We start from the raw sequence: 23,148 nt of genomic DNA on the forward strand, positions 1-23,148 counted from the left end.
CCGGGACACGCGACGGCTAGGCTCGATCGTCGTGAATCCGGCCGAACTCCAGGCGCTGCTGCTGCGCGTCGTCCGCCAGGTCGCCGGCCCGGATGCCGAGGTCGCCGACACCTCCGTGACGCTCGAACGGCCCCGCGACCGCGACCACGGCGACTGGGCCTCGAGCTTCGCGCTCAAGCTCGCCAAGGGCCTCGGGCGCGTGCCGCGGGAGCTCGCCACGGACGTCGCCGCGCTCCTCGTGCAGGAGGACGGGATCGCCGAGGCCGACGTCGCCGGACCGGGCTTCCTCAACATCCGGCTCGACGCCGCCGCCGCCGGTGAGCTCGCGCGCCGCATCGTCGAGCAGGGCGAGCACTACGGCGAAGGCGACCTCTACGAGGGCGTCACCATGAACCTCGAGTTCGTCTCCGCGAACCCGACCGGACCGGTGCACCTCGGCGGCACGCGCTGGGCCGCCGTCGGCGACAGCCTCGCGCGCATCTTCCAGGCGCAGGGCGGCATCGTCACCCGGGAGTACTACTTCAACGACCACGGCTCGCAGATCGATCGCTTCGCGCGCAGCCTGGTCGCCGCGCACCGGGGCGAGCCGGCGCCGGACGACGGCTACGGGGGCGCCTACATCCTGGAGATCGCCGCGGCGGTCGAGGCCGACTATCCGGGGGACCTCGATGCGCTCCCGCGCGCCGAGCAGCAGGAGGCCTTCCGCGAGCTCGGCGTCGAGCGCATGTTCGGCGAGATCAAGGCCTCGCTGCACGACTTCGGCGTCGACTTCGACGTGTATTTCCACGAGGACTCGCTGCACGCCTCGGGCGCGGTCGAGCACGCCGTGCAGCGCCTGCGCGAGCTCGGTCACATCTACGAGGCCGACGGCGCGACGTGGCTGCGCACCACGGAGTTCGGCGACGACAAGGACCGCGTCGTCATCAAGTCCGACGGCGAGGGCGCCTACATCTCGGGCGACCTGGCCTATTACCTCAACAAGCGCGAGCGCGGTTTCGAGCGCAACCTCATCATGCTCGGCGCCGACCACCACGGCTATGTGCAGCGCCTGATGGCGATGACCGCCGCGTTCGGCGACGTGCCCTACGTCAATCTCGAGATCCTCATCGGCCAGCTCGTGAACCTCGTGCGCGACGGCCAGGCGGTGCGGATGTCGAAGCGCGCCGGCACGGTCATCACCCTCGAGGACCTGGTGGAGGCGGTCGGCGTCGACGCCGCCCGGTACGCGCTCGTGCGCAGCTCGATCGACTCGCAGGTCGACATCGACCTCGACCTGCTGACCCAGCGCACCAACGACAATCCGGTCTTCTACGTGCAGTACGCCCACGCGCGCACCCGCGCCGTCGCGCGCAACGCGGCCGAGTCGGGGGTCGACGACTCCGACTTCGATGCGTCCACCCTCACCCACCCCACCGAGTCGGTGCTGCTCGGAGCGCTCGCCGACTACCCGCGCGTCGTGCGCCAGGCCGCGGAGCTGCGCGAGCCGCACCGCGTGGCCCGCTTCCTCGAGGAGCTCGCCGGCCACTACCACCGCTGGTACGACTCGTGCCGCGTGATCCCGCTCGGGGAGGCGCCGGTCGAGCCGGTGCACCGGGCGCGGCTGCGGCTGAACGAGGCGACCAGTCAGGTGCTGCGCAACGGCCTCGGCCTTCTCGGGGTGAGCTCACCGGAGCGCATGTAGCACTCCTGCGCCCCCGGCGGCCCCAGGCCCCGGCGGCCACGCCCGCCGGCGGCCACGCCCCTCTTCCGAAGTGCAGGACCGGGCGGCGCTGGATCCCGCAGTTGCGGCCCCCGCCGCGCCGGGCGGCATCCCAGATCCTGCATTTCGGAAAGGTGGGCGGGGTAGCGTGCGTGGCAGGCGGAGATCGCGCATGTAACGTCGTCGCGTGAGCGACACGGCGACCGCCCCGAGGAAGCGGCACCGCACATGGCCGTGGGTGCTGCCGATCCTGCTGGTGCCGCTGGTGCTCGGCGTGATCTACGCGGGGGATGCCATCGGCCGCCCGATCGCGCAGGAGCTCGTCGCGCAGAAGATGGCCTCCGCGCTCGGGGTCGCGCCGGGCGACGTGCGGGTCGAGTTCGCGCCGGCGCCGCTGCCGCTCCAGCTGCTCGACGGTCGCGTCGACACGGTGGACGCGACCGCGAAGGACGTCGCCCTCGGCCCGATCACGGCCGACACCACCGTGCATGCCGACGGCGTCCCGCTCGACCAGTCGACGGCCGTCGATGCCCTGTCGGTCGTGGTCACCATCGACCAGGGCCACCTCGACCAGCTCGCCAAGGCGTTCGGGGGCGGCTACGTGCGCTCGATCGCGCTGAAGGCGCCCGACGTCACGGCGACCGGCAGCGTGCCGGTGCTCGGCGTCCCGGTGCCGCTCGGCGTCTCTCTGACGCCCGGCGCGGTCGACGGCCGGCTCGGTTTCACGCCGACCGCCGTCCAGGTCGCCGGCCAGACGCTGACCATCGATCAGCTGCGGCAGAGTCCGCAGCTGCGCGGGTTCGCCGACACGCTCGGCGCGCAGCAGACCGTGTGCATCGCCGACCACCTCCCGAAGGCGGTGACGGTGCGCTCGGTGAAGGTCGTGGGCTCCACGCTGGTCGCGACGGCGACCGGCGACGGGGTCGTGCTCGCGCAACTCGGCGTCAAGGGCACCTGCTGATGGGGAGGTCCGGGGCCCCGGAGGGCGACTGGTCGCAGCTGCCGTTCACGCCGATCCGGAACACGGTCTATGCGCCCGAGGAGCTGTTCGCCGGCTTCGACCCCGACCGCCCGGAGAGCTACGCCGAGACGATGGACTTCCGGGCGTTCCGCTGGTTCGTCGCGACCGGCCGCTCGACCCCGACCGAGCCGTACCCCGCGATGATGCGCGCGCTGCACGACTCGTCGCTCACGCTCGACGTCGGCCGGCTCATCGCGGGCGAGCGGGTCGTCGGCATCATGGGCGGGCACCAGCTGCCGCGCACCTCCGACGACTACCACCGGGTCGCCGAGCTCGGCCGCACCCTGGCGCGGCGCGGGATGCTCGTGCTCACCGGCGGCGGACCGGGCGCGATGGAGGCCGCCCACCTCGGGGCCGCGCTGTCGCGCCGGGCGGACGCGGAGCTGGCATCCGCGATCTCGACGCTCGAGGCGATGCCGGTGATGCCGCGGATCCAGGCGATCGTGGCCGAGGACGGCCGCGTGCACGACCGGCTGGTGCGCGAGGCGCACGCGTGGATGGCGCCCGCCTGGGCGATGAGCCGCGCGATCGCCGACCCGGGGCCCTCGCTCTCGATCCCGACCTGGCACTACGGTCACGAGCCGACGACCCCGTTCGCGCCGCGGATCGCGAAGCTCTTCCAGAACTCGATCCGCGAGGACGGCCTGCTCACGATCGCCCGGCAGGGCATCGTCTTCACCGCGGGCAGCGCCGGCACCGTGCAGGAGGTGTTCGAGGACGCGGAGCAGAACTTCTACGCCGCGACCCCCGACGACTTCGCGCCGATGATCTTCCTCGGCCGCGACTACTGGACGCGCACGCTGCCCGTTGCACAGCTCATCGACACGGTGTTCGCGACCGCGGAGCCGATGGTGGTGCGGGAGGCGACGCGTCGCATCCTCGTCACCGACGATGTCGCGGAGGCCGTGGCGCGCCTCGCGGAGTTCGACCCGCACCGCTCCCGCCTCGAGCGCTGACCCGCGGATTTCGTGCACCGGCCGGCTCGGTAAGCTGATCGACGGTCTCAGGGGCCAATCCGGGCCCGCTCGCCTCACTCCCGTACGACTACCCGTGTGAGGTTCCGTGTCCGCGAACCCGCTCGCGCCGGGGTGGCTCGCCCATCCCGACGACGCGAACGCGCTCGACGCCCGTGTCTGGCCGCGTGGCGCGCACCGCGACGATGCGGGCGAGCTGACCGTCGCGGGCGTCACCGCGGGCGCCCTCGCCGCCGAGTTCGGCACCCCGCTCTACGTTCTCGACCAGGATGACGCGCTCGCCCGTGCCGCGGAGTTGCGTGACGCGTTCGGCGCCGCGTTCCCGGCCGGAGCGACCGTCTACTACGCAGGCAAGGCGTTCCTCAGCATCGAGGTGGCGCGCTGGATGACGGGCGCCGGCCTCAACATCGACGTCGCGTCCGGCGGCGAGCTGGCCGTCGCCCTCGCGGCCGGGGTCGACCCCGCGCGCCTGGGCCTGCACGGCAACAACAAGAGCCTCCCCGAGATCGACCGAGCGGTCGAGGTCGGGGTGGGCGCGATCGTCCTGGACAGCGTCGTCGAGGTCGAACGTGTCGCCGAGGCGGCCCGCCGCCACGGGGTCGTGCAGAACGTGCGGCTGCGCATCAACTCCGGCGTGCATGCGAGCACCCACGAGTACCTGGCGACAGCACGCGAGGACCAGAAGTTCGGCATCCCGATCGCCGACGCGGTCGAGGTGGTGGCGGGCATCCGGGAGCGGCCCGAGCTGCGCTTCCTCGGGCTGCACTCGCACATCGGATCGCAGATCTTCGAGTCCGCCGGCTTCGGCGAGGCCGCCCGCCGGCTGCTCGAGCTGCACGCCGCCCTGCGGGCCGGCGGCGAGGTGCCCGAGCTGAACCTCGGAGGCGGCTTCGGGATCGCCTACACGAGCGCCGACGACGTGGTGCCGATCGCGACGATCGCGGGCGAGCTCGCGCGGGTCGTGACGGGGGAGTGCGAGCGGCTCGGCATCCCCGTGCCCCGGATCGCCATCGAGCCGGGCCGCGCCGTCATCGGCCCCGCCGGGCTGACCCTGTACGAGGTCGGCACGATCAAGGACGTGCTGGTGCAGACCGAGTCCGGTTCGGCGGTGCGGCGGTACGTGAGCGTGGACGGCGGCATGAGCGACAACGTGCGCCCTGCCCTGTACGCCGCCGACTACACGGTCCGGATCGCCGGCCGCGCCTCCGACGCCGACCCCGCGCTGGTGCGGGTGGCCGGCAAGCACTGCGAGTCGGGCGACATCGTCGTGCGCGCCGACTACCTCCCGGGTGACGTGCGCCCCGGCGACCTGCTCGCGGTTCCGGCGACCGGCGCCTACTGCTGGTCGCTCGCGAGCAACTACAACTACCTCGGCCGCCCGGCGGTCGTGGCCGTGAAGGACGGCGCCGCGCGAGCGATCGTGCGGCGTGAGACGGAGGACGACCTGTTGTCGAGAGATCTCGCCCCTCGTTCCGAGCCGCGGTCCCGCGCATGATCGAGTACCGCGATCTGCGCATCGCGATCCTCGGCGCCGGCTCGGTCGGCGCCCAGGTGGCGCGCCTCCTGCTCGAGCACCGTCAGGAGCTCTCCGACCGCGTCGGCGCCGGCCTGCAGCTCGTGGGCGTCGCCGTGCGCGACCTCGACGCTCCACGCACGGCCGAGATCCCGCGCGAGCTGCTGACCACCGACGCGCGCTCGCTCATCCTCGGCGCCGACATCGTGATCGAGCTCATGGGCGGCATCGAGCCGGCCCGCGAGTACCTCGCCCTCGCGCTCAACTCGGGTGCCGACGTGATCACCGCCAACAAGGCACTGCTCGCGACGCACGGCCCGGAGCTCTTCGAGATCGCGGAGCAGGTCGGGGCGCAGCTGTACTACGAGGCGGCGGTCGGGGGCGCCATCCCGATCATCCGGCCGCTGCGCGACAGCCTCGCGGGCGACCGGGTGCGCCGGATCCTCGGCATCGTCAACGGCACCACCAACTACATCCTCGACCGCATGGACACCGAGGGCGACTCGCTCGAGGAGGCGCTCGACGCCGCCACGCGGCTGGGCTACGCCGAGGCCGACCCGACCGCCGACATCGGCGGTTTCGACGCGGCGCACAAGGCGGCCATCCTCGCGAGCCTCGCCTTCCACACGACCGTGCCGCTGGATGCCGTGCACCGCGAGGGCATCGAGCACGTCACCCACGCGCAGGTCGAGGGCGCCAAGCACGCCGGGTACGTCGTGAAGCTGCTCGCCGTGTGCGAGCGGCTCACCGACCCGGAGACCGGGGCCGAGGGCGTGAGCGCGCGCGTGCATCCGGCGCTCGTGCCGATCGGCCACCCGCTCGCCGCGGTGCGCGGAGTCAACAACGCGGTGTTCCTCGAGGCGGAGGCCGCGGGCAGCCTGATGTTCTACGGCGCCGGTGCCGGCGGCGTCGAGACCGCGTCGGCCGTGCTCGGCGACCTCGTCTCCGCGGCCCGGCGGCACGTCATCGGCGGTCCGGGCATCACCGAGTCGACGCACGGCGAGCTGCCGGTGCTGCCCATCACGAGCGTGGTCACGCGCTACCAGATCACGCTCCAGGTCGCCGACCGTCCGGGCGTGCTCGCGACGATCGCGACGATGTTCAGCGACCACGGGGTCTCCGTCGAGGCCGTGCAGCAGTCGGTGCCGGAGCAGGCGGCGGAGGGGGAGCCGGATGCCACCGCTACCCTGGTGATCGGCACGCACCGGGCGACCGAGGCGGCGCTCGCGGCGACCGTCATGGCTCTGCGGGCCGGCGACGTCGTCACCGAGGTGACCAGCGTGCTGCGAGTAGAGGGTCTGTAGAGATGGCGGTGCGGTTCTAGTGGCACAGGTGGTCCTCCGATGACGCAGTGGCGCGGGGTCCTGCGCGAGTACGCGGACCGGCTCGACGTGACCGACGCGACGCCGATCGTGACGCTCGGTGAAGGCGGCACGCCGCTCATCCCCGCCCCCGCGCTCGAGCGCCGCACCGGCGCGAAGGTGTGGGTGAAGTTCGAGGGCATGAACCCGACGGGCTCGTTCAAGGACCGCGGCATGACGATGGCCGTCTCGAAGGCGATCGAGCACGGCGCGAAGGCCGTCATCTGCGCCTCGACCGGCAACACCTCGGCATCCGCCGCCGCCTACGCGATCCACGGCGGCATCACCGCCGCCGTGCTCGTGCCCGAGGGCAGGATCGCCCTGGGCAAGCTCGCGCAGGCGATCGCGCACGGCGCCGAGCTCATCCAGATCCGCGGCAACTTCGACGATGCGCTCGAGATCGCGCGCGAGCTCGCCGAGGGCTATCCGGTGCACCTGGTGAACTCCGTCAACAACGACCGGATCGAAGGGCAGAAGACCGCCGCGTTCGAGGTCGTCGAGGTGCTGGGCGACGCGCCCGACTTCCACTTCATCCCGGTCGGCAACGCGGGCAACTACACCGCGTACACCCGCGGTTACCGCGAGGACTTGGCCGCCGGCGCCTCGACCCGGATGCCGCGCATGTTCGGCTTCCAGGCCGAGGGTTCCGCGCCGATCGTCACGGGCTCCGTCGTGAAGGACCCCGACACGATCGCGAGCGCGATCCGCATCGGCAACCCCGCCTCGTGGCACCTCGCGATCGAGGCGCGCGACGAGACCGACGGGTACTTCGGCGCGATCAGCGACGCGAAGATCCTCGAGGCGCACCGCATCCTCTCCTCGGAGGTCGGCGTCTTCGTCGAGCCGGCGTCGGCCATCAGCGTGGCCGGGCTGCTGGAGCGCGCGGAGGCGGGGGTGATCCCTGCGGGATCCACCTGCGTGCTGACGGTCACCGGCCACGGGCTGAAGGACCCGCAGTGGGCGCTGAAGACCCTCGACGGCGCCGACGTGCAGCCCACGGTCGTCGATGCCGAGACCTCGGCCGTCGCCGGGGTGCTGGGCCTCGCGGTGCCGGTGTGACCGCAGCCGGCTCCGGATCGGTGCCCGCCGGACGCGCGGTGCACGTGAAGGTGCCCGCGTCGACCGCCAACCTCGGGCCGGGCTTCGACACGCTGGGCCTCGCGCTCTCGCTGTACAACGAGCTCGACGTCGAGGTGCTGAACGGGCCGGGGCTCGAGATCTCGGTCGAGGGCGTCGGCGCCGACGATGTGCCGCGCGACGAGTCGAACCTCATCTGGCGCTCGCTCGCACACACCTTCGCGTGGGCCGGTGTCGGGGTGCCGGGGCTGCGCATCGCGGCCCGGGATGCCATCCCGCACGGCCGGGGGATGGGATCGTCCGGCGCGGCGATCGTCGCGGGCGTCATGGCGGCCAAGGGCCTGCTCGAGGGGATCGTGGAGATCGAGGCGGGCCGGGCGCTCGCGCTCGCGACGGAGCTGGAGGGGCATCCGGACAACGTCGCGCCCGCCCTGTTCGGCAGTCTCACGATCGCGTGGATGGCGCCGGAGGGCCCGCAGCACAAGCGCCTCATGGTGCACCGCGGCGTGTCGCCCCTGGTGGCCGTGCCCACGGCGACGATGTCGACCGCGCTGGCCCGCAGTCTGCAGCCGACCTCGGTGCCGCACGAGGACGCGATCTTCAACGTGTCGCGCTCCGCGCTGCTGATCGCGGCGCTCATCCAGAGCCCGGAGCTGCTGCTCGCCGCGACCGAGGACAAGCTGCACCAGAGCTACCGGGCGAGCGCCATGCCGGAGACCGACCGGCTCATCCGGATGCTGCGCGGGCACGGCCTGGCCGCCGTCGTCTCCGGGGCCGGCCCCGCGATCCTCGTGCTGGGCAGCGATCCCGCGCAGCGGCTCGAGGCGCAGCGGCTCATCGCGGCCGAGGCGGCGTCGGTGTGGGAGTGCCTCCTGCTCGCCGTCGACTTCCGTGGTGCTACAGTGGTGCCGCACTCGATCGACGCCGTGGCCTGACCCGGCGGCGGGTGCTCTTCCCACCGGCACCCGCCATCTGCGTCGCGCGTTCACGCGCCCGTGGGGCGTGTGCCTGATCCCCGGGCTGATTCTGCACCCGGGTTGAAAGGACCACCCCGTCGTGACCGACACCCGTGCGGAACTGACCCGTATGCGCCTATCCGAACTGCAGGCGCTGGCGGCCGAGCGCGGCCTCGTCGGCGCGTCGCAGCTGCGAAAAGGAGAGCTCGTGGACACCCTCGTCGAGAACGGGACGCCCGATCCCGAGAACCAGGATGCCGCGGTCGAGCTGACCCTGCCCGATGCTCCGGTGGAGGCCGCAACCGTCGAGGCGCCGCTCGCGGACGCTCCGGTCGCGGAGGCGCCGGCGTCCGAGGACACCGTGCCGGCCCGTCGCCGCTCGCGTCGCGCCACCGCGACGACCGAGGACGCGGCGACGCTCGCCGCGCAGGCGGACGCCGCCCGCGCGGCCGCCGTCGAGAACGCCGAGGCGATCGCCGGAGCGGTCGACGGCGCGGAGGGCGCGGACGAGGCCGAGGGCTCGACGGTCGCCGCCGCCGATGCCCCCGAGGTGCCGATCGACCTCGACAGCCTGCTGCCCGGGGTGACCTCCGGCGCCGACGACGGCGAGGAGGGGCGTGGCGGTCGTCGCCGCAACCGCAACCGCGGTGGCCAGAACGGCCAGAACCAGAACGCCCAGAACCAGAACGGCCAGAACCAGAACGGCCAGAACCAGAACGGCCAGAACCAGAACTCCCAGAACCAGGGCGGGCAGAACCAGGGCGGCCAGAACCAGCGCGGCCAGAACCAGGCCGGCCAGAACCAGGGCGGCGACCAGGACAAGAACCTCGAGCAGGACGGCGAGGGCCGCCGCTCGGGCCGCTACCGCGATCGCAAGCGCGGCCGCGGCGCCCAGAACGACGAGATCGACCCCGAGATCAGCGACGACGACGTCCTGATCCCCGTGGCGGGCATCCTCGACGTGCTCGACAACTACGCGTTCGTGCGCACGACCGGCTACCTGGCCGGACCGAGCGACGTCTACGTCTCGCTCGGCCAGGTCAAGAAGTACAACCTGCGCAAGGGCGATGCCGTCGTCGGCGCGATCCGTCAGCCGCGCGAGGGCGAGCAGCCCTCGAGCCGTCAGAAGTACAACGCGATCGTCAAGATCGACTCGGTCAACGGACTCCCGGTCGAGCAGGCCGGCGAGCGCGTCGAGTTCGGCAAGCTGACGCCCATCTACCCGAACGAGCGCCTGCGGCTCGAGACCACGCCCGAGAAGCTCTCGACGCGGATCATCGACCTCATCGCGCCGATCGGCAAGGGCCAGCGCGGCCTCATCGTCGCGCCCCCGAAGGCGGGCAAGACCCTCATCCTCCAGGCCATCGCCAAGGCCATCGCGGTGAACAACCCCGAGGTCCACATCATGGTCGTGCTCGTGGACGAGCGTCCCGAGGAGGTCACCGACATGCAGCGGTCGGTGAAGGGCGAGGTCATCGCCTCCACCTTCGACCGCCCCGCCGAGGACCACACGACCGTCGCGGAGCTCGCGATCGAGCGCGCCAAGCGCCTCGTCGAGCTCGGCAACGACGTCGTCGTGCTGCTCGACTCGATCACCCGGCTCGGCCGGGCCTACAACCTGGCGTCCCCGGCATCCGGTCGCATCCTCTCGGGCGGCGTCGACGCGTCGGCGCTGTACCCGCCGAAGCGCTTCTTCGGCGCCGCGCGCAACATCGAGGGCGGCGGCTCGCTGACCATCCTCGCGACCGCGCTCGTGGAGACCGGATCGAAGATGGACGAGGTGATCTTCGAGGAGTTCAAGGGCACTGGCAACTCCGAGCTGCGCCTCTCGCGCCAGCTCGCCGACAAGCGCATCTTCCCGGCGGTCGACATCTACGCGTCGAGCACCCGTCGCGAGGAGGAGCTGCTCTCGGCCGATGAGGTCAAGATCACCTGGCGCCTGCGCCGTGCGCTGGCCGGTCTGGAGCTGCAGCAGCAGCTCGAGGTCGTGCTCGGCAAGCTCAAGGAGACGAGCTCCAACACGGAGTTCCTCGTGCAGATCCAGAACTCGCTGCCGGCCAACGGCAACGGACACGCGCACGGCGCCCCCGGCCACAAGGAGTAGCCGGTGTTCGAATCGGTCCAGTCGCTGCTGGCCGAGCTCGAACAGCTGCAGGAGCAGCTCTCCGACCCGGCCATTCATGCGGATGCCGGGCGGGCCAAGCGGGTCAACCGCCGGTACGCAGAGCTGAGCCGGATCGCCGCCGCCTACAGCGGCTGGCGGGAGGCGGGGGACGACCTCGCGGCCGCGCGCGAGCTCGCGAAGGAGGACGCCGCCTTCGCCGAGGAGGTGCCGGCGCTCGAGGAGCGGCTGGCGGCATCCACCGAGAAGCTGCGCCACCTGCTGATCCCGCGCGACCCGGACGACGGCCGCGACGTGATCATGGAGATCAAGGGCGGCACGGGCGGCGAGGAGGCGGCGCTGTTCGCGGCCGACCTCCTGCGGATGTACATCCACTACGCCGACTCGAAGGGCTGGAAGACCGAGCTGCTCGAGCAGGACCAGACCGACCTCGGCGGCTACACGAACGTGCAGCTCGCGGTGAAGTCGAACGCGACCGACCCGGCCGAGGGCGTGTGGGCACACCTCAAGTACGAGGGCGGGGTGCACCGCGTGCAGCGGGTGCCGGTCACCGAGTCGCAGGGGCGCATCCAGACCTCGACGGCGGGCGTGCTCGTTTTCCCGGAGGTGGACGAGCCCGAGGAGGTCGCGATCGACCAGAACGACCTGCGGATCGACGTGTTCCGCTCGTCGGGGCCGGGTGGGCAGAGCGTGAACACGACCGACTCGGCGGTGCGGATCACGCACATCCCGACCGGGATCGTCGTGTCGATGCAGAACGAGAAGTCGCAGATCCAGAACCGCGAGGCGGGCATGCGCGTGCTGCGCGCCCGGCTGCTCGCGAAGCAGCAGGAGGAGCTCGCGGCCGCCGAGGCGGATGCCCGGCACTCCCAGATCCGCGGCATGGACCGCTCGGAGCGGATCCGCACCTACAACTTCCCCGAGAACCGGATCGCCGACCACCGCTCCGGCTACAAGGCCTACAACCTCGACCAGGTGATGAACGGGGCGCTCGAGCCCGTCGTGCAGTCGCTCATCGCCATGGACGAGGAGGAGCGCCTCGCGTCGATCGGGGATCAGGGCGCCTGAGCGGGTCGAGCGGCACCCTGAGCGGGTCGAGTAGCGGCGCAGCCGCGTATCGAGAACCCCCCGACGCGGCACACCGCCTCCTGCCCAGGTAAGCAAGAATCGGGTTATGCACACCGCCGCCGAGCTCGCCCTCGCGGCCGAGCAGCGGGCACGGGTGCGCATCGACGCGCAGCTGCGGGAGTCAGGCTGGGACGTCCAGGATGCCAAGCAACTCAACCTGTTCGCCGGTCCCGGCGTCGCGGTGCGCGAGGTCGTCATGGCACCGGGGCACGGTCGCGTCGACTACCTGCTCTATGTCGACAGGGAGGTCGTGGGCGTCATCGAGGCCAAGCCGGAAGGCACGACTCTGTCGGGCGTCGAGTGGCAGTCCGCGATGTACGCGAACGGCCTGCCCGAGGCGCACCGCAAACGCTCCATCCAGCACGACGGGCGCCTGCCGTTCGTGTTCGAGGCATCCGGGTCCGAGAGCCACTTCACCAACGGAATGGACCCCGACCCCCGCGCCCGGAGGCTGTTCCAGTTCCCGCGACCCGAGACGCTCGCCGCGCTCGTGCGCGACGGCCGAGCGGCCGGGGATGGCCCGGCGACGTGGCGCGGGAAAGTACGGCGACTGCCCCCGCTCACGACCGAGTCGCTGCGACCCGCGCAGATCACGGCCGTCGACGGCATCGAGCGGTCGCTCGCCGAGCAGCGCTTCGACCGCTCGCTCGTGCAGATGGCCACCGGGGCCGGCAAGACGTTCACCGCCGTCACCGAGGCGTATCGCCTGCTGACCTGGGGCGGCTTCCGGCGGGTGCTCTTCCTCGTCGACCGCAACAACCTCGGCGACCAGACCCTCGGCGAGTTCCAGAACTACCGAACGCCCGGAGACGGGCGCCGCTTCACCGAGCTCTACGCGGTGCAGAAGCTCACGGGCGCCGGAATGCTGGCCTCGTCGAACGTCGTGATCTCGACCATCCAGCGGGTGCACCGGGTGCTGCAAGGGCGTGAGGTGGTGGACGTCGACGATCCGGGCGTCGACGACTTCGTGCCGGATGCCCCGGTCACCGTCGCCTACAACCCGGAGCTGCCGCCCGAGGCTTTCGATCTGGTCATCGTCGACGAGGCGCACCGCTCGATCTACGGCGTCTGGCGCAGCGTCCTCGAGTACTTCGACGCGCACGTGGTGGGCCTCACCGCGACTCCCACGAAGCAGACGTTCGGCTTCTTCCAGTCGAACCTGGTGAGCGAGTACACCTATCCCGAATCCGTGGCCGACAACGTCAACGTCGACTTCGACATCTACCGCATCCGGACCCGCATCACCGGCGAGGGCGACAGGATCGAGGCGGGGACTTTCGTGCCGAAGGTCGATCGCCGTACCCGCGAGAAGCGGATCGAGGCGCTCGACGACGACCTCGTCTACACCTCGGGTCAGCTCGACCGCGCCGTCACCTCGACGTCGCAGCTCCGGCTCGTGCTCAAGACCTTCCGCGATCGGCTCTTCACCGAGATCTTCCCCGGCCGCTCCACGGTTCCGAAGACGCTCATCTTCTGCAAGGACGACAACCACGCCGAGGAGGTCGTGACGACGGTCCGCCAGGTGTTCGGCCGGGGCAACGACTTCGCCGCCAAGATCACCTACAACGCGAAGGACCCGAAGGGCGCGCTGCAGGCGTTCCGCACCTCACCGACGCTGCGCATCGCGGTCACGGTCGACATGATCGCGACCGGCACCGACGTCAAGCCGCTCGAGTGCGTGTTCTTCATGCGGGATGTGCGCAGCGCCCAGTACTTCGAGCAGATGAAGGGGCGCGGCGCCCGCACCATCGCGCAGGCCGACTTCCGCGCCGTCACGCCGGATGCGGTCGAGAAGACCCGCTTCGTGATCGTGGATGCCGTGGGGGTGACCGAGCACGACTTCGTCGAGCCGCCGCTGAACCGCGAGAAGGGCGTCTCGCTCGAGAAGCTGTTGCAGCGGGTGGCGAACCTGACGATCACCGAGGACGAGACGGCCACGCTCGCCTCCCGCCTGTCGGCGCTGGAGCTGCAGCTCACCCCCGCCGAGCGCGCCGAACTCGACGAGGTGGCAGGCGGGTCGCTGCGCGGCATCGTGCAGGGGCTCGTGCACGCGGTGTCGGTGGATGCGCAGGCCGAGGCGCTCGCCGCGGCCGGGCTCGACCTCGAGGCCGCGAGCGAGCCGGCCCGGATCGCGGTGGTCGACCGGCTCATCGAGGCGAGCGTCGAACCGTTGGTCGCCAATCCGGAGCTGCGCTCGCGCATCCTGGAGCTGCGCCGCAGCCACGACCAGGTGATCGACGAGGTGAGCGTTGACGAGCTCCTCGGCGCCGGGGGAGTGGTCGACACGGACCGCGCCCGCACGATCGTCGAATCGTGGCGCGACTACCTGGACGAGAACCGCGACGAGATCGCCGCCATCCAGCTCGTCGACGAGGCGCGCCGGAGCGGGGCGGGTCACGTGAGCTTCGCCGCCATCCAGGAGCTCGCCGAGCGGATCAAACGCCCGCCGCACAACTGGACGCCGGAGGTGCTGTGGACGGCGTACGAGGCGGTCGAGAGGAGCCGTGTGCGCGGGTCGGGGAACCGGCAGCTCACCGACCTGGTCTCGCTGCTGCGGTTCGCGCTCGGGGCCGACGCGGAGCTGGTGCCGTTCGCGGACGCCGTCCACGCGCGGTACGCGGCGTGGCTCGCCCAGCAGGAGCAGGAAGGCGTCGTGTTCACCGACGCGCAGCGCTGGTGGCTCGACCGGATGGCGGAGGTGGTCGCCTCGTCGGCGGAGCTGACACCCGCCGACCTCGAGCTCGCGCCGTTCAGCGAGCGCGGCGGGCAAGCGGGCGCGGTGCAGGCGCTCGGAGCGGGTGCGGCGGCGTACGTGCGGGAGCTGGGCGAGGTGCTGGCAGGGTGACGTGGCCACGGAAGAGACTGGCTGACCTCGGGAAGTAGTGGTACGGAGGCTCTACCCCGTCGAAGGACAATTCCGCCTACTGGACGGGCGGGACGATGCCGTGGCTTTCGCCGAAAGACATGGGTGACGAGGTCCTGGTTCAAACACGCGATCACGTCACGGCGGCCGCGGTCGATGACGGTCGCGCGAAGGTGGTTCCCGCGGGATCGGTGGCCGTGGTCGTCCGGTCGGGAATTCTCGAACGCACGGTGCCGATCGCCATCGTCCCGTTCGAGACGACCCTCAACCAGGACATGAAGGCGATCGTTCCGTCGTCCGATGTAGACGTTCGATGGATCGCGTGGGCGCTTCGTTCGCAGGAGCGGCAGATCCTGGCAGGGGACCGTAAGTCGGGTACCACCGTTGCCTCGCTCGACTCGGGCACGTTTTCGTCGCGGACGATTCCGGTCCCGCCCCTGGCTGAGCAGCGGCGGATCGTCGATATCCTTGAGGGCCACCTGAGCCGCCTCGATAGGGCGGAAGAGTTGTTTGAGCACGCCGTCGCCGGGGCGGGCATCATCGCGCGGCGCTATGGCGACGTGTTACTCACCTCCGTCCGCGACCCGATCCGCCCGCTCGGCAAGCTCCTTCGGGAGCCGATGCGAAACGGCATCTCGGCTCCTGCGACCAAGGCCAGTAGTGGTGTGCGAACACTGACGCTCACAGCCGTGACCAAAGGCGAGTTCACGGAAGCGAACACCAAGTTGACGAGTGCAGATCCGGCCAGGGCGGTTGGATTGTGGCTCGAGAAGGGTGATGTTCTCGTCGAGCGGTCGAACACGCCTGAACTCGTGGGCACGTCGGCGATGTATCGGGGCTCTCCAGAGTGGGCCATCTTCCCCGACCTGATGATCCGGGTAAGGGTTGACGGTGCCATCGTCGTCCCCGAATACCTTGAGCTTGTCTTGCAGAGCTCGGTAACGCGGCAATTCTTGACCTCGCACGCGAAGGGGCTGGCGGGGTCCATGCCCAAGATCGACCAGCCGACGCTGGCGAGGGTGAGTGTTCCGCTCCCGCCTATTCCTGCCCAACGCGAGGTCGTCGACCGATGGCGTTCGCTGCGCGAATCCAGCTTGCGGTTACGAAGCGCCATCACGGTATCGCGCACCCGCTCCGCATCCCTCCGCCGCGCCCTCCTCACCGCCGCGTTCTCTGGCCGGCTCACGGGACGCGCATCCGACACCGACCGAATTGAGGAACTGGCCGATGCCTCCCACGACACCCGCTGAGGCGAAGCGGCTCGTCGACAAGCTGTGGGCGTACGCGAACGTGCTGCGCGACGACGGCGTCGGCACGATCGACTACACCGAGCAGCTCACCTATCTCCTCTTCCTCAAGATGGCGCACGAGCGGGCGATCCTGCCGTTCGCGGACGAGGCGCCGATCGTGCCCGACGAGTTCTCCTGGCAGAGGCTGCTCGACGCCAAGGGCGAAGCGCTCGAGCTGGAGTACAACCGCATCCTGACGGAACTCGGCAAGCAGCCCGGCACACTCGGGGTGATCTTCCGCAAGGCGCAGAATCGCATCCAGGACCCGGCCAAGCTCAGCCGGCTCGTGCACGATCTCATCGACAAGGAGAGCTGGCTCGCCACCGGCGTCGACATCAAGGGCGACGCCTACGAGTCGCTGCTGGCGAAGGGTGCCGAAGACGTCAAGTCGGGGGCCGGCCAGTACTTCACGCCGCGCGCTCTCATCGACGCGATCGTCGACTGCATCCGCCCCACCATCGACGACACGATCGTCGACCCGGCGGCCGGCACCGCGGGGTTCCTGCTCGCGGCACATGCGAAGGTCGAGGAGGATGATCCGGCATCCTTCACCCCGCCGCAGCGCGAGAAGCTGCGCAGCTCGCTGGTCCACGGCGTGGAGCTGGTGGATGGCACGGCGCGCCTCGCCGCCATGAACCTGCTGCTGCATGGTGCGGGCGATCCGCGCGGCGACAGCCTCATCGAGGTGAAGGACTCGCTCATCGCCGACCCCGGCATCCGGTGGTCGGTCGTGCTGTCGAACCCGCCGTTCGGGCGCAAGTCGTCGATCACCGTGATCGGAGCTGACGGACGCGAGAGCCGCGACGACATCGCCATCGAGCGCCCGGATTTCGTGGTCACCACCTCGAACAAGCAGCTCAACTTCCTGCAGCACATCGCCACGATCCTCGACACGCCGGGACGCGCCGCGGTCGTGCTGCCCGACAACGTGCTGTTCGAGGGCGGCGCCGGCGAGACGTTGCGGCGCCGGATGCTGCGCGACTTCGACCTGCACACGATGCTGCGGCTGCCGACCGGCCTGTTTTACGCGAATGGGGTCAAGGCCAACGTGCTGTTCTTCGACAAGAAGCCCGCCCGTGCGGACGGCGGCGCATGGACCGAGAAGCTGTGGGTCTACGACTTCCGCACCAACGTCCACTTCACTCTGCGCCAGAACCCGCTCACGCGCGCCCACCTCGACGACTTCGTCGACGCGTTCGCGCCGGGCCGGCCGCGGGATGAGCGGGTCGAGTCGGAGCGGTTCCGCGCATTTGGCTACGACGAACTGGTCGCACGCGACAAGGCGAACCTCGACCTCACATGGCTCCGCGACGAGTCCCTGGAGAACCTCGACGAGCTGCCGGCGCCCGAGGTGATCGCGCGCGAGATCGTCGACGACCTCACGGCGGCGCTCGCGGAATTCGAGGCCGTGGCGGCGGCGCTGGAGGCAGCCGAACCTTCAAGCGACGATTGAATCGGGTTCTCCACCTCACTCGAACAAACGTTCGAATCTCGCTAGAATAGGGGTATGTCCCGCCCCTCGCTCACCACGTTCGTTCGGTTTGCCGATGCCGACGCGATGATCGCGGCTTCCATGGAGGCGGCGGGGACGGATGCTGCTGCGTCACTCGAGGAGTCGTTCGGCGGCGCCGAGCCTGACGACGCGCCACCGTTGGGCGACCTTCTCCAAGAGGCGCTCTCGGGTCTCGCGTGGTTCTCCCGACCGTTCGCCGACGCGGCGCGGCTGCGGGGCGCGAGCGATGACGAGCTGCTGCAGCTCGCGAGCGTCGTGGCCGACCAGGCGGGCGTCGTGCAGGCGCAGCAGGCGCTCATCGCGGGGGAGATCGCCCAGCGTTCGCGCGCCGAGCTGGGTCTGCGGGGGCTCGCCCAGTCCCGAGGGCACCGCACGCCCGCCGAGCTTGTCCGCACCGCCGCGGGAAGCACGCTGCGCGATGCGCGGCAGGCGGTGGAGGTGGGGGAGCTGCTCGTCGAGACAAAGCAGCTCCCGCACCCCGCGACGGGGGAGGTGCCGGTGCCGTCCGCGCCCTGGATGTCGTGCGTGGCGGAGCGTGTCGTCGCGGGGCGGCTCTCCCCGGAGAAGGCGACGGCGATCCGGCGCGGGCTCGGTCTGCCCGGTGTCGGCATCGATGCCGCAGCGCTCGCCATGGCCGCGAGCATGCTGCTCGGTGAGGCCGAAGCACTCGATGCCGATCGGCTGCACACGCGGGCACGCGAGGTGCGCGACGAGCTCGATGCCGCCGGCGTCGCCGAACGCGAGGCGCGGCGCCGCGAGCAGCGCTCGTTCCGGCTGCATCGCCAGAGCGACGGGATGACGCGGGCCGTGTGGCTCATGGATCCCGAGACCGCAGCGCTCGTCACCGATGTCGTCGACCGCGCCACCTCCCCCAAGCTCGGCGGACCCCGTTTCGTGCGCGCCGACGAACGGGCGCGGGCCGAGCGCATCGAGCGCGATCCGCGCACGGCGGAGCAGTACGCCTCCGACGTGCTCGTGGAACTGTTGCGCCTGGGCCACACGGCCGACCCGCAGCTGCTCGGCGGTGACGAGCCTCCCGCCGTCCGGGTGCTCGTCACCGGTGCCGACCTCGCGTCGGGCCGGGGATTCGCCCAGATCGAAGGTCAGACCGCGCCCGTCTCGACCGCGACCGCCGAGCGGCTCGTCTGCAGTTCCGGTCAGCAGGTGATCGTCTTCGATCCCGACGGGCGGCCGCTCGACGTCGGCCGCGCCTCACGGCTCTTCACCCGCCGACAGCGCCGGGCCCTTCACGCCCGCGACGGTGGGTGCATGTTCCCCGGCTGTGAACGACCACCGTCCTGGACGGAAGCGCACCACATCCGGCACTGGGTACGGGATCGCGGGGGATCGGACATCGACGACGGCATCCTCCTGTGCCGGCACCATCACCGGCTCGTGCACGACCAGGGGTGGGAGTTCCAGCGCGCGATGGATGAGAACGGCATCCGATACGAACTGATCCCGCCCACCTCGATCGACGCCGCACAGCAGCCGATCGCGCTCCGGACCCGCAGCGCCGCTTACCGACGACTGCAGGAGCGTGCCGTCGGTTCGCCCGCGGCTCCGTAGGCTGGTTCTCGCCCATGAACACGACGACCTCCTCCCTCGCCGAGCTGCGCCAGCGCGGCCTCGAGGCCCTGCGGGACGCCGGCGTGCCGACGCCCGAGGCCGACGCCGAACTGCTCCTCGCTCATGTGCTGGGCATCGGTCGCGGCCGTCTGCAGGCGATGATCGTCGTCGGCACGGGCACGGGCACGGGCACTGGCATCGACCCGGATCCCGGGATCACTCCCGCGCGGCGCAGCGCCTTCGACGACGCGGTCGCGCGACGCGCCCGCCGCGAGCCGCTCCAGCACATCACGGGCACAGCTCCCTTCCGCTCCCTCGAGCTCGCCGTAGGCCCCGGCGTCTTCGTGCCGCGGCCCGAGACCGAGACGGTCGCGCAGCTCGCGATCGACGCGCTGCAGGCGGTGCCCACGCCCGAACCCGTCGCCGTCGACCTCGGCACCGGGTCCGGCGCGATCGCTCTCGCCCTCGCGACCGAGGTGCCGCACGCCCACGTCGTCGCCCTCGAGCGCTCGCCCGAGGCGCATGCCTGGGCGGCGCGCAACATCGCCGCGACCGGCGCCGCCAACATCCGGCTCGAGCTCGGCGACCTCGCCGATCCCGATGCGCTCCTCGAGCTCGACGGCACCGTCGACGTCGTCGTGTCCAACCCGCCGTACATCCCCGACGACGCCATCCCGCGCGACCCCGAGGTGCGGCTGTTCGACCCGCGGGCCGCGCTCTACGGGGGAGCGGACGGGCTCGACCCGATCCGCGCGATCTCGGCCCGCGCGGCCGCGCTGCTGCGCCCCGGCGCGATGCTCGTGCTCGAACACGGCGAGCTGCAGGGCGCCGCGGTGCGCGCGCTGCTCACCGCCGACGGCTGGCGCGCCGCCGCGACCACACGCGACCTCCTCGGGCGCGACCGGGCGACGACCGCCCTGCGTTAGCGGGGGTCGGCGAGGGGTTCCGCCCGGAACGCCGTGAAGGCCTCGATCGCCGCGACCAGCGACGCCGCGTCGGTGAACCGGTGTGCGGTGATGCCCACCGATTCGGCGCCGGCCACGTTCTCCGGCAGGTCGTCGGTGAAGAACACCTCCGACGGCTCGCGCCCGTACGCCTCCAGCAGGGCGAGGAACACCCCCGGGTCGGGCTTGCGCGCCCCGTAGAAGCTCGAGGTGTGCAGCTCCGAGCCGAACAGCTCCGCGATCTCGGGCGCCAGCGTCGCCAGATGCGCCTCGACGAGAGGCCCGTTGTTGGTCAGCAGGGCGACCTCGCCGAGCTCCGCGGCCCGCCGCACGGCCGCGAACGACTCCGGCCACGGGGTCATGGCCGCGCGCCGGATGCGCAGCCAGTCGTCGACCGGCACCGGCATCCCCATCGCCGTCTCGAACGCCGCGTGGTACTCGCCCGCGGTCGCGTAGCCGCCGGCCTCGGCGCGCCACTCGCCGTCGTCGTGCCACCAGCGTCGCCGCAGCTCGACGAGGTCGTGCCCGGTCAGCTCCTCCAGGAGCCCCATGCGCACGCGCCAGTCGTACCGGTACAGCACATCGTCCATGTCGAAGACGAACAGGAGGGGCATGTGGCCCAAGTCTAGGATCGCAGGTGTGCCCGCCTTCGACACCACGGATGCCGCCCAGCTGCTTCAGGGCATGCGCCTCGCGCGGGCGGCGCTGAAGCGCGGCGAGCTCGTCGTCATCCCCACCGACACCGTCTACGGCATCGCCGCCGAGGCGTTCGCGGCGCCGGCCGTGCAGAGGCTGCTCGACGCCAAGGGGCGCGACCGCACGGCCCCGCCGCCGGTGCTCGTGCCCGGGCTGCCGACCCTCGACGCGCTCGCCGAGGTCGTGCCGGATGAGGTGCGGGCGCTCGTCGGCGAGTTCTGGCCCGGCGGGCTGACGGTGATCCTGCGCGCGCGCTCCACCCTCGACTGGGATCTCGGCGAGACCCGCGGCACGGTCGCGCTCCGGATGCCGCGCCACCCGATCGCGCTCGAGCTCCTGGCCGAGACCGGCCCGCTCGCCGTCTCCTCCGCGAACAAGACGGGCCAGCCCGCCGCGACCACCGCGGCCGAGGCCGAGGCGCAGCTCGGCGACGCGATCGAGGTCTACCTCGAGGCCGGTCCGAGCGCCGAGTGGTACGCCCCCGAGCATCAGCGATCCGGTTCGACGATCGTCGACGCGACCGCGCTCGAGCACCCGGACGGCAAGCTCACCATCGTGCGGCACGGCGTCATCCCCGACGAGGAGATCATCCGGGTCGTGGGGGCCGAACGGTGCGGATAGTCTTCTACATCGCGGCGGGCGGCAGCGCCGCCGTCGTGACATTCCTGTTCTCGCTGCTGACCTACAAGCTGAGCACGCGGTTCCGGCTGTACCCGAAGATCCGCGAGCGCGACGTGCACACCCGTCCGACGCCGCGGCTGGGCGGGGCGGCACTGTTCCTGGGCGTGGTGGCGGCGTTCCTCGTGGCGAGCCGCTTCCCGCCGCTCGCCGTCGCGTTCTCGGAGCCGGTGCGCGTCATCGCCGTGCTCGGCGCCGCCGCGATGATCGTCGCGATCGGCATCGCCGACGACATCTGGGACCTCGACTGGCTCACCAAGCTCGCGGGCCAGATCATCGCGGCCGGCCTGCTCGCCTGGCAGGGCGTGTCGATCACCTGGATCCCGCTCCCCGGCACCGTCGTCCCGCTCTCGCCGTACATGTCGCTGGCGATCACGGTCTTCCTCGTCGTGCTGGTGATGAACGCGATCAACTTCATCGACGGGCTCGACGGGCTCGTGGCCGGCGTCGCGATCATCGCCAACGGCGCCTTCTTCGTCTGCGTCTACGTCATCACCTACGGCCCGACCGAGCAGTCCAGCTACTTCAACCTGCCGGAGCTGATCGCCGCGATCCTCGTCGGGGCCTGCGTCGGGATGCTTCCGCTGAACTTCCGCTGGGGCGAGAAGCGGCCCGCCAAGCTCTTCATGGGCGACGGCGGGGCGCTCCTGGTCGGCATGCTCATGGCCGCGTCGACCATCTCGCTCACGAGCTCGGTCGACCTGCCCGGAGGCACCGGAGCGATCGACGCCTCGCGGTACGCCTCGGCGTTCGCGCCCGTGATCCTGCCCTTCGCCGTGCTCATCGTGCCGCTGCTCGACTTCGGCCTCGCGATCCTGCGCCGGCTGCGCGCCGGCAAGTCGCCCTTCAGCGCCGACCGCAAGCACCTGCACCACCGCCTGCTCGACATGGGCCACTCCCACCTGCACGCCGTGCTGATCTTCTACGCCTGGACGGCGGCCATCGCCCTCGGGTGCGTGCTGCTGCTGTTCGTTCCCTGGTGGATCGCGTTGGCGGTCACGCTCGCGGGTCTCGTCGTGTGCGGCACCGTCACGCTCTCGCCGCTCAGCCGGCGCAAGGCGATCGAGGCCGTCGCCCAGAGCTCGCCGCCCACGGGACCCATCGGGGTCGCGCGCTTCGACCCCCTCGATGAGGCGGGCGAGGTGTCGCCGACCCGGGCCGAGACCGATCGGATGCTCGAGCACCTGCATCCCGACCCCCTGCATTCCGACAAGGAGTCCGCATGAGCGTCACCCCGATCCTCACGCGCGCGCTGCGCTACGGCGCGTTCGTCGCCGTGGCCGTCGCGATCGGCGCGAGCGTCATCGGATTCGTCGTGGCCGGCATCGCGGGCCTGGCGGGCGGGCTCATGGGGGCGGCCATCGCCTTCGTCTTCCTCGGCCTGACCGCGGTCAGCATGCTCGTCGGCGGCCGCGTCACGAAGAACGACGGCACCAACCCCGCCTTCTATGCCGTGGTGGTCGGGGCGCTCTTCGTCAAGCTCGTCGTCTTCGTCGTCGCGGCGCTGCTGCTGCGCAGCGCGACCTGGATGAACCCGACGGTCTTCGCGATCGCGGCGATCGTCGCGGTGCTCGGCTCGCTCATCGCCGATCTGATCGCGTTCGTGCGCGCCCGGGTGCCGTACGTGAGCGATGTGAAGCTGCCCGGCGAGCGTCATGACGACGGGGCATCCTGAGGGCGCTCCGGCCTGATAGGCTCGGAGTCAATCCTCCCCTCGATCGCCGCGCGTCGAGCGCCCCGATATC

The 23,148-nt window shown here is 71.2% G+C and carries 17 protein-coding genes and 1 pseudogene; 17 read left to right on the forward strand and 1 reads right to left on the reverse strand.

The genetic code is table 11. From position 1 onward, the window contains the following. The first annotated feature begins 31 nt into the window (after nucleotides 1–31). The 14 genes and pseudogenes from argS (at nucleotide 32) to prmC (ending at nucleotide 20,011) form a co-directional block, all read left to right on the forward strand. A complete protein-coding gene (argS, locus tag ABD285_RS09580) occupies nucleotides 32–1,681 on the forward strand; it encodes an arginine--tRNA ligase (RefSeq protein ID WP_344202223.1) in 1,650 nt (549 codons plus the stop codon). A 205-nt stretch (nucleotides 1,682–1,886) separates the two neighbouring features. Then, a complete protein-coding gene (locus ABD285_RS09585) occupies nucleotides 1,887–2,660 on the forward strand; it encodes an LmeA family phospholipid-binding protein (RefSeq protein WP_284252624.1) in 774 nt (257 codons plus the stop codon). Continuing rightward, nucleotides 2,660–3,676 carry an LOG family protein gene (locus ABD285_RS09590; RefSeq protein WP_284252622.1) on the forward strand — a complete coding sequence of 339 codons (1,017 nt, stop codon included), beginning with the start codon at nucleotides 2,660–2,662 and terminating at the stop codon, nucleotides 3,674–3,676. Before ABD285_RS09585 ends, ABD285_RS09590 begins: the two co-directional genes overlap by 1 nt. 106 nt (nucleotides 3,677–3,782) lie before the next feature. Next, the gene (gene lysA, locus ABD285_RS09595) at nucleotides 3,783–5,189 is read left to right on the forward strand and encodes a diaminopimelate decarboxylase (protein WP_284252620.1); all 1,407 of its coding nucleotides are present in this window, start codon (nucleotides 3,783–3,785) and stop codon (nucleotides 5,187–5,189) included. Then, nucleotides 5,186–6,511 (forward strand): homoserine dehydrogenase, encoded by a 1,326-nt coding sequence (locus ABD285_RS09600; protein WP_284252618.1) that lies wholly within the window; start codon nucleotides 5,186–5,188, stop codon nucleotides 6,509–6,511. Before lysA ends, ABD285_RS09600 begins: the two co-directional genes overlap by 4 nt. Before the next feature lie 39 nt (nucleotides 6,512–6,550). Beyond that, nucleotides 6,551–7,627 carry a threonine synthase gene (gene thrC / locus ABD285_RS09605; protein WP_284252616.1) on the forward strand — a complete coding sequence of 359 codons (1,077 nt, stop codon included), beginning with the start codon at nucleotides 6,551–6,553 and terminating at the stop codon, nucleotides 7,625–7,627. Beyond that, nucleotides 7,624–8,580 (forward strand): homoserine kinase, encoded by a 957-nt coding sequence (thrB, locus tag ABD285_RS09610; protein WP_284252614.1) that lies wholly within the window; start codon nucleotides 7,624–7,626, stop codon nucleotides 8,578–8,580. The genes thrC and thrB overlap by 4 nt, the downstream gene beginning before the upstream one ends. A gap of 151 nt (nucleotides 8,581–8,731) precedes the next feature. Further along, nucleotides 8,732–10,705 (forward strand): transcription termination factor Rho, encoded by a 1,974-nt coding sequence (gene rho, locus ABD285_RS09615; protein ID WP_425565015.1) that lies wholly within the window; start codon nucleotides 8,732–8,734, stop codon nucleotides 10,703–10,705. Between the two features lie 3 nt (nucleotides 10,706–10,708). Then, nucleotides 10,709–11,791, forward strand: a complete 1,083-nt coding sequence (gene prfA / locus ABD285_RS09620; protein WP_344202233.1) for a peptide chain release factor 1 — start codon at nucleotides 10,709–10,711, stop codon at nucleotides 11,789–11,791. A 106-nt stretch (nucleotides 11,792–11,897) separates the two neighbouring features. Continuing rightward, nucleotides 11,898–14,696, forward strand: coding sequence for a type I restriction endonuclease subunit R (locus ABD285_RS09625; RefSeq protein WP_284252612.1), 2,799 nt, complete (start codon nucleotides 11,898–11,900; stop codon nucleotides 14,694–14,696). 59 nt (nucleotides 14,697–14,755) lie between these two features. Beyond that, nucleotides 14,756–15,964 (forward strand): annotated as a pseudogene (locus ABD285_RS09630) (restriction endonuclease subunit S); the annotation flags it as partial. Beyond that, entirely contained in the window at nucleotides 15,942–17,456 is a 1,515-nt protein-coding gene (locus tag ABD285_RS09635; protein WP_284252609.1) for a class I SAM-dependent DNA methyltransferase, read from the forward strand. The pseudogene ABD285_RS09630 and the gene ABD285_RS09635, both read left to right, overlap by 23 nt. Before the next feature lie 54 nt (nucleotides 17,457–17,510). Beyond that, the gene (locus ABD285_RS09640) at nucleotides 17,511–19,085 is read left to right on the forward strand and encodes an HNH endonuclease signature motif containing protein (protein ID WP_344202238.1); all 1,575 of its coding nucleotides are present in this window, start codon (nucleotides 17,511–17,513) and stop codon (nucleotides 19,083–19,085) included. Nucleotides 19,086–19,099: 14 nt separating this feature from the next. Next, complete coding sequence (gene prmC / locus ABD285_RS09645) at nucleotides 19,100–20,011, forward strand: peptide chain release factor N(5)-glutamine methyltransferase (protein WP_344202241.1); 912 nt, start codon at nucleotides 19,100–19,102, stop codon at nucleotides 20,009–20,011. Here prmC and ABD285_RS09650 read toward each other — a convergent pair. After that, nucleotides 20,008–20,643, reverse strand: coding sequence for an HAD-IA family hydrolase (locus ABD285_RS09650; RefSeq protein WP_344202244.1), 636 nt, complete (start codon nucleotides 20,641–20,643; stop codon nucleotides 20,008–20,010). The genes prmC and ABD285_RS09650 overlap by 4 nt on opposite strands. On the opposite strand from ABD285_RS09650, the gene ABD285_RS09655 reads away from it, so the two are divergent. From ABD285_RS09655 to ABD285_RS09665, 3 genes are read left to right on the forward strand one after another with little or no spacing between them, the layout of a single operon-like run. After that, the gene (locus tag ABD285_RS09655) at nucleotides 20,642–21,346 is read left to right on the forward strand and encodes an L-threonylcarbamoyladenylate synthase (RefSeq protein WP_344202246.1); all 705 of its coding nucleotides are present in this window, start codon (nucleotides 20,642–20,644) and stop codon (nucleotides 21,344–21,346) included. The two genes, ABD285_RS09650 and ABD285_RS09655, sit on opposite strands and share 2 nt — an antisense overlap. Further along, nucleotides 21,337–22,629: an MraY family glycosyltransferase gene (locus ABD285_RS09660; protein ID WP_284252601.1), complete on the forward strand. Its 1,293-nt coding sequence runs from the start codon at nucleotides 21,337–21,339 to the stop codon at nucleotides 22,627–22,629. The genes ABD285_RS09655 and ABD285_RS09660 overlap by 10 nt, the downstream gene beginning before the upstream one ends. After that, nucleotides 22,626–23,078: a Cg1360 family ATP-synthase-associated protein gene (locus ABD285_RS09665; protein ID WP_284252599.1), complete on the forward strand. Its 453-nt coding sequence runs from the start codon at nucleotides 22,626–22,628 to the stop codon at nucleotides 23,076–23,078. The genes ABD285_RS09660 and ABD285_RS09665 overlap by 4 nt, the downstream gene beginning before the upstream one ends. The last annotated feature ends 70 nt before the right edge of the window (nucleotides 23,079–23,148 follow it).

This window comes from Pseudolysinimonas kribbensis (assembly GCF_039531715.1).
Taxonomy (GTDB): Bacteria; Actinomycetota; Actinomycetes; order Actinomycetales; family Microbacteriaceae; genus Pseudolysinimonas; species Pseudolysinimonas kribbensis.

Excerpts from the sequence above, each read along its gene's own strand:
- ABD285_RS09590 (WP_284252622.1), top strand. The coding sequence starts at position 2,660 with ATGGGGAGGTCCGGGGCCCCGGAGGGCGACTGGTCGCAGCTGCCGTTC.
- ABD285_RS09600 (WP_284252618.1), top strand. The coding sequence starts at position 5,186 with ATGATCGAGTACCGCGATCTGCGCATCGCGATCCTCGGCGCCGGCTCG.
- thrC (WP_284252616.1), top strand. The coding sequence starts at position 6,551 with ATGACGCAGTGGCGCGGGGTCCTGCGCGAGTACGCGGACCGGCTCGAC.
- rho (WP_425565015.1), top strand. The coding sequence starts at position 8,732 with ATGCGCCTATCCGAACTGCAGGCGCTGGCGGCCGAGCGCGGCCTCGTC.
- ABD285_RS09625 (WP_284252612.1), top strand. The coding sequence starts at position 11,898 with ATGCACACCGCCGCCGAGCTCGCCCTCGCGGCCGAGCAGCGGGCACGG.
- ABD285_RS09635 (WP_284252609.1), top strand. The coding sequence starts at position 15,942 with ATGCCTCCCACGACACCCGCTGAGGCGAAGCGGCTCGTCGACAAGCTG.
- ABD285_RS09640 (WP_344202238.1), top strand. The coding sequence starts at position 17,511 with ATGTCCCGCCCCTCGCTCACCACGTTCGTTCGGTTTGCCGATGCCGAC.
- prmC (WP_344202241.1), top strand. The coding sequence starts at position 19,100 with ATGAACACGACGACCTCCTCCCTCGCCGAGCTGCGCCAGCGCGGCCTC.
- ABD285_RS09655 (WP_344202246.1), top strand. The coding sequence starts at position 20,642 with ATGTGGCCCAAGTCTAGGATCGCAGGTGTGCCCGCCTTCGACACCACG.
- ABD285_RS09650 (WP_344202244.1), bottom strand. The coding sequence starts at position 20,643 with ATGCCCCTCCTGTTCGTCTTCGACATGGACGATGTGCTGTACCGGTAC.
- ABD285_RS09665 (WP_284252599.1), top strand. The coding sequence starts at position 22,626 with ATGAGCGTCACCCCGATCCTCACGCGCGCGCTGCGCTACGGCGCGTTC.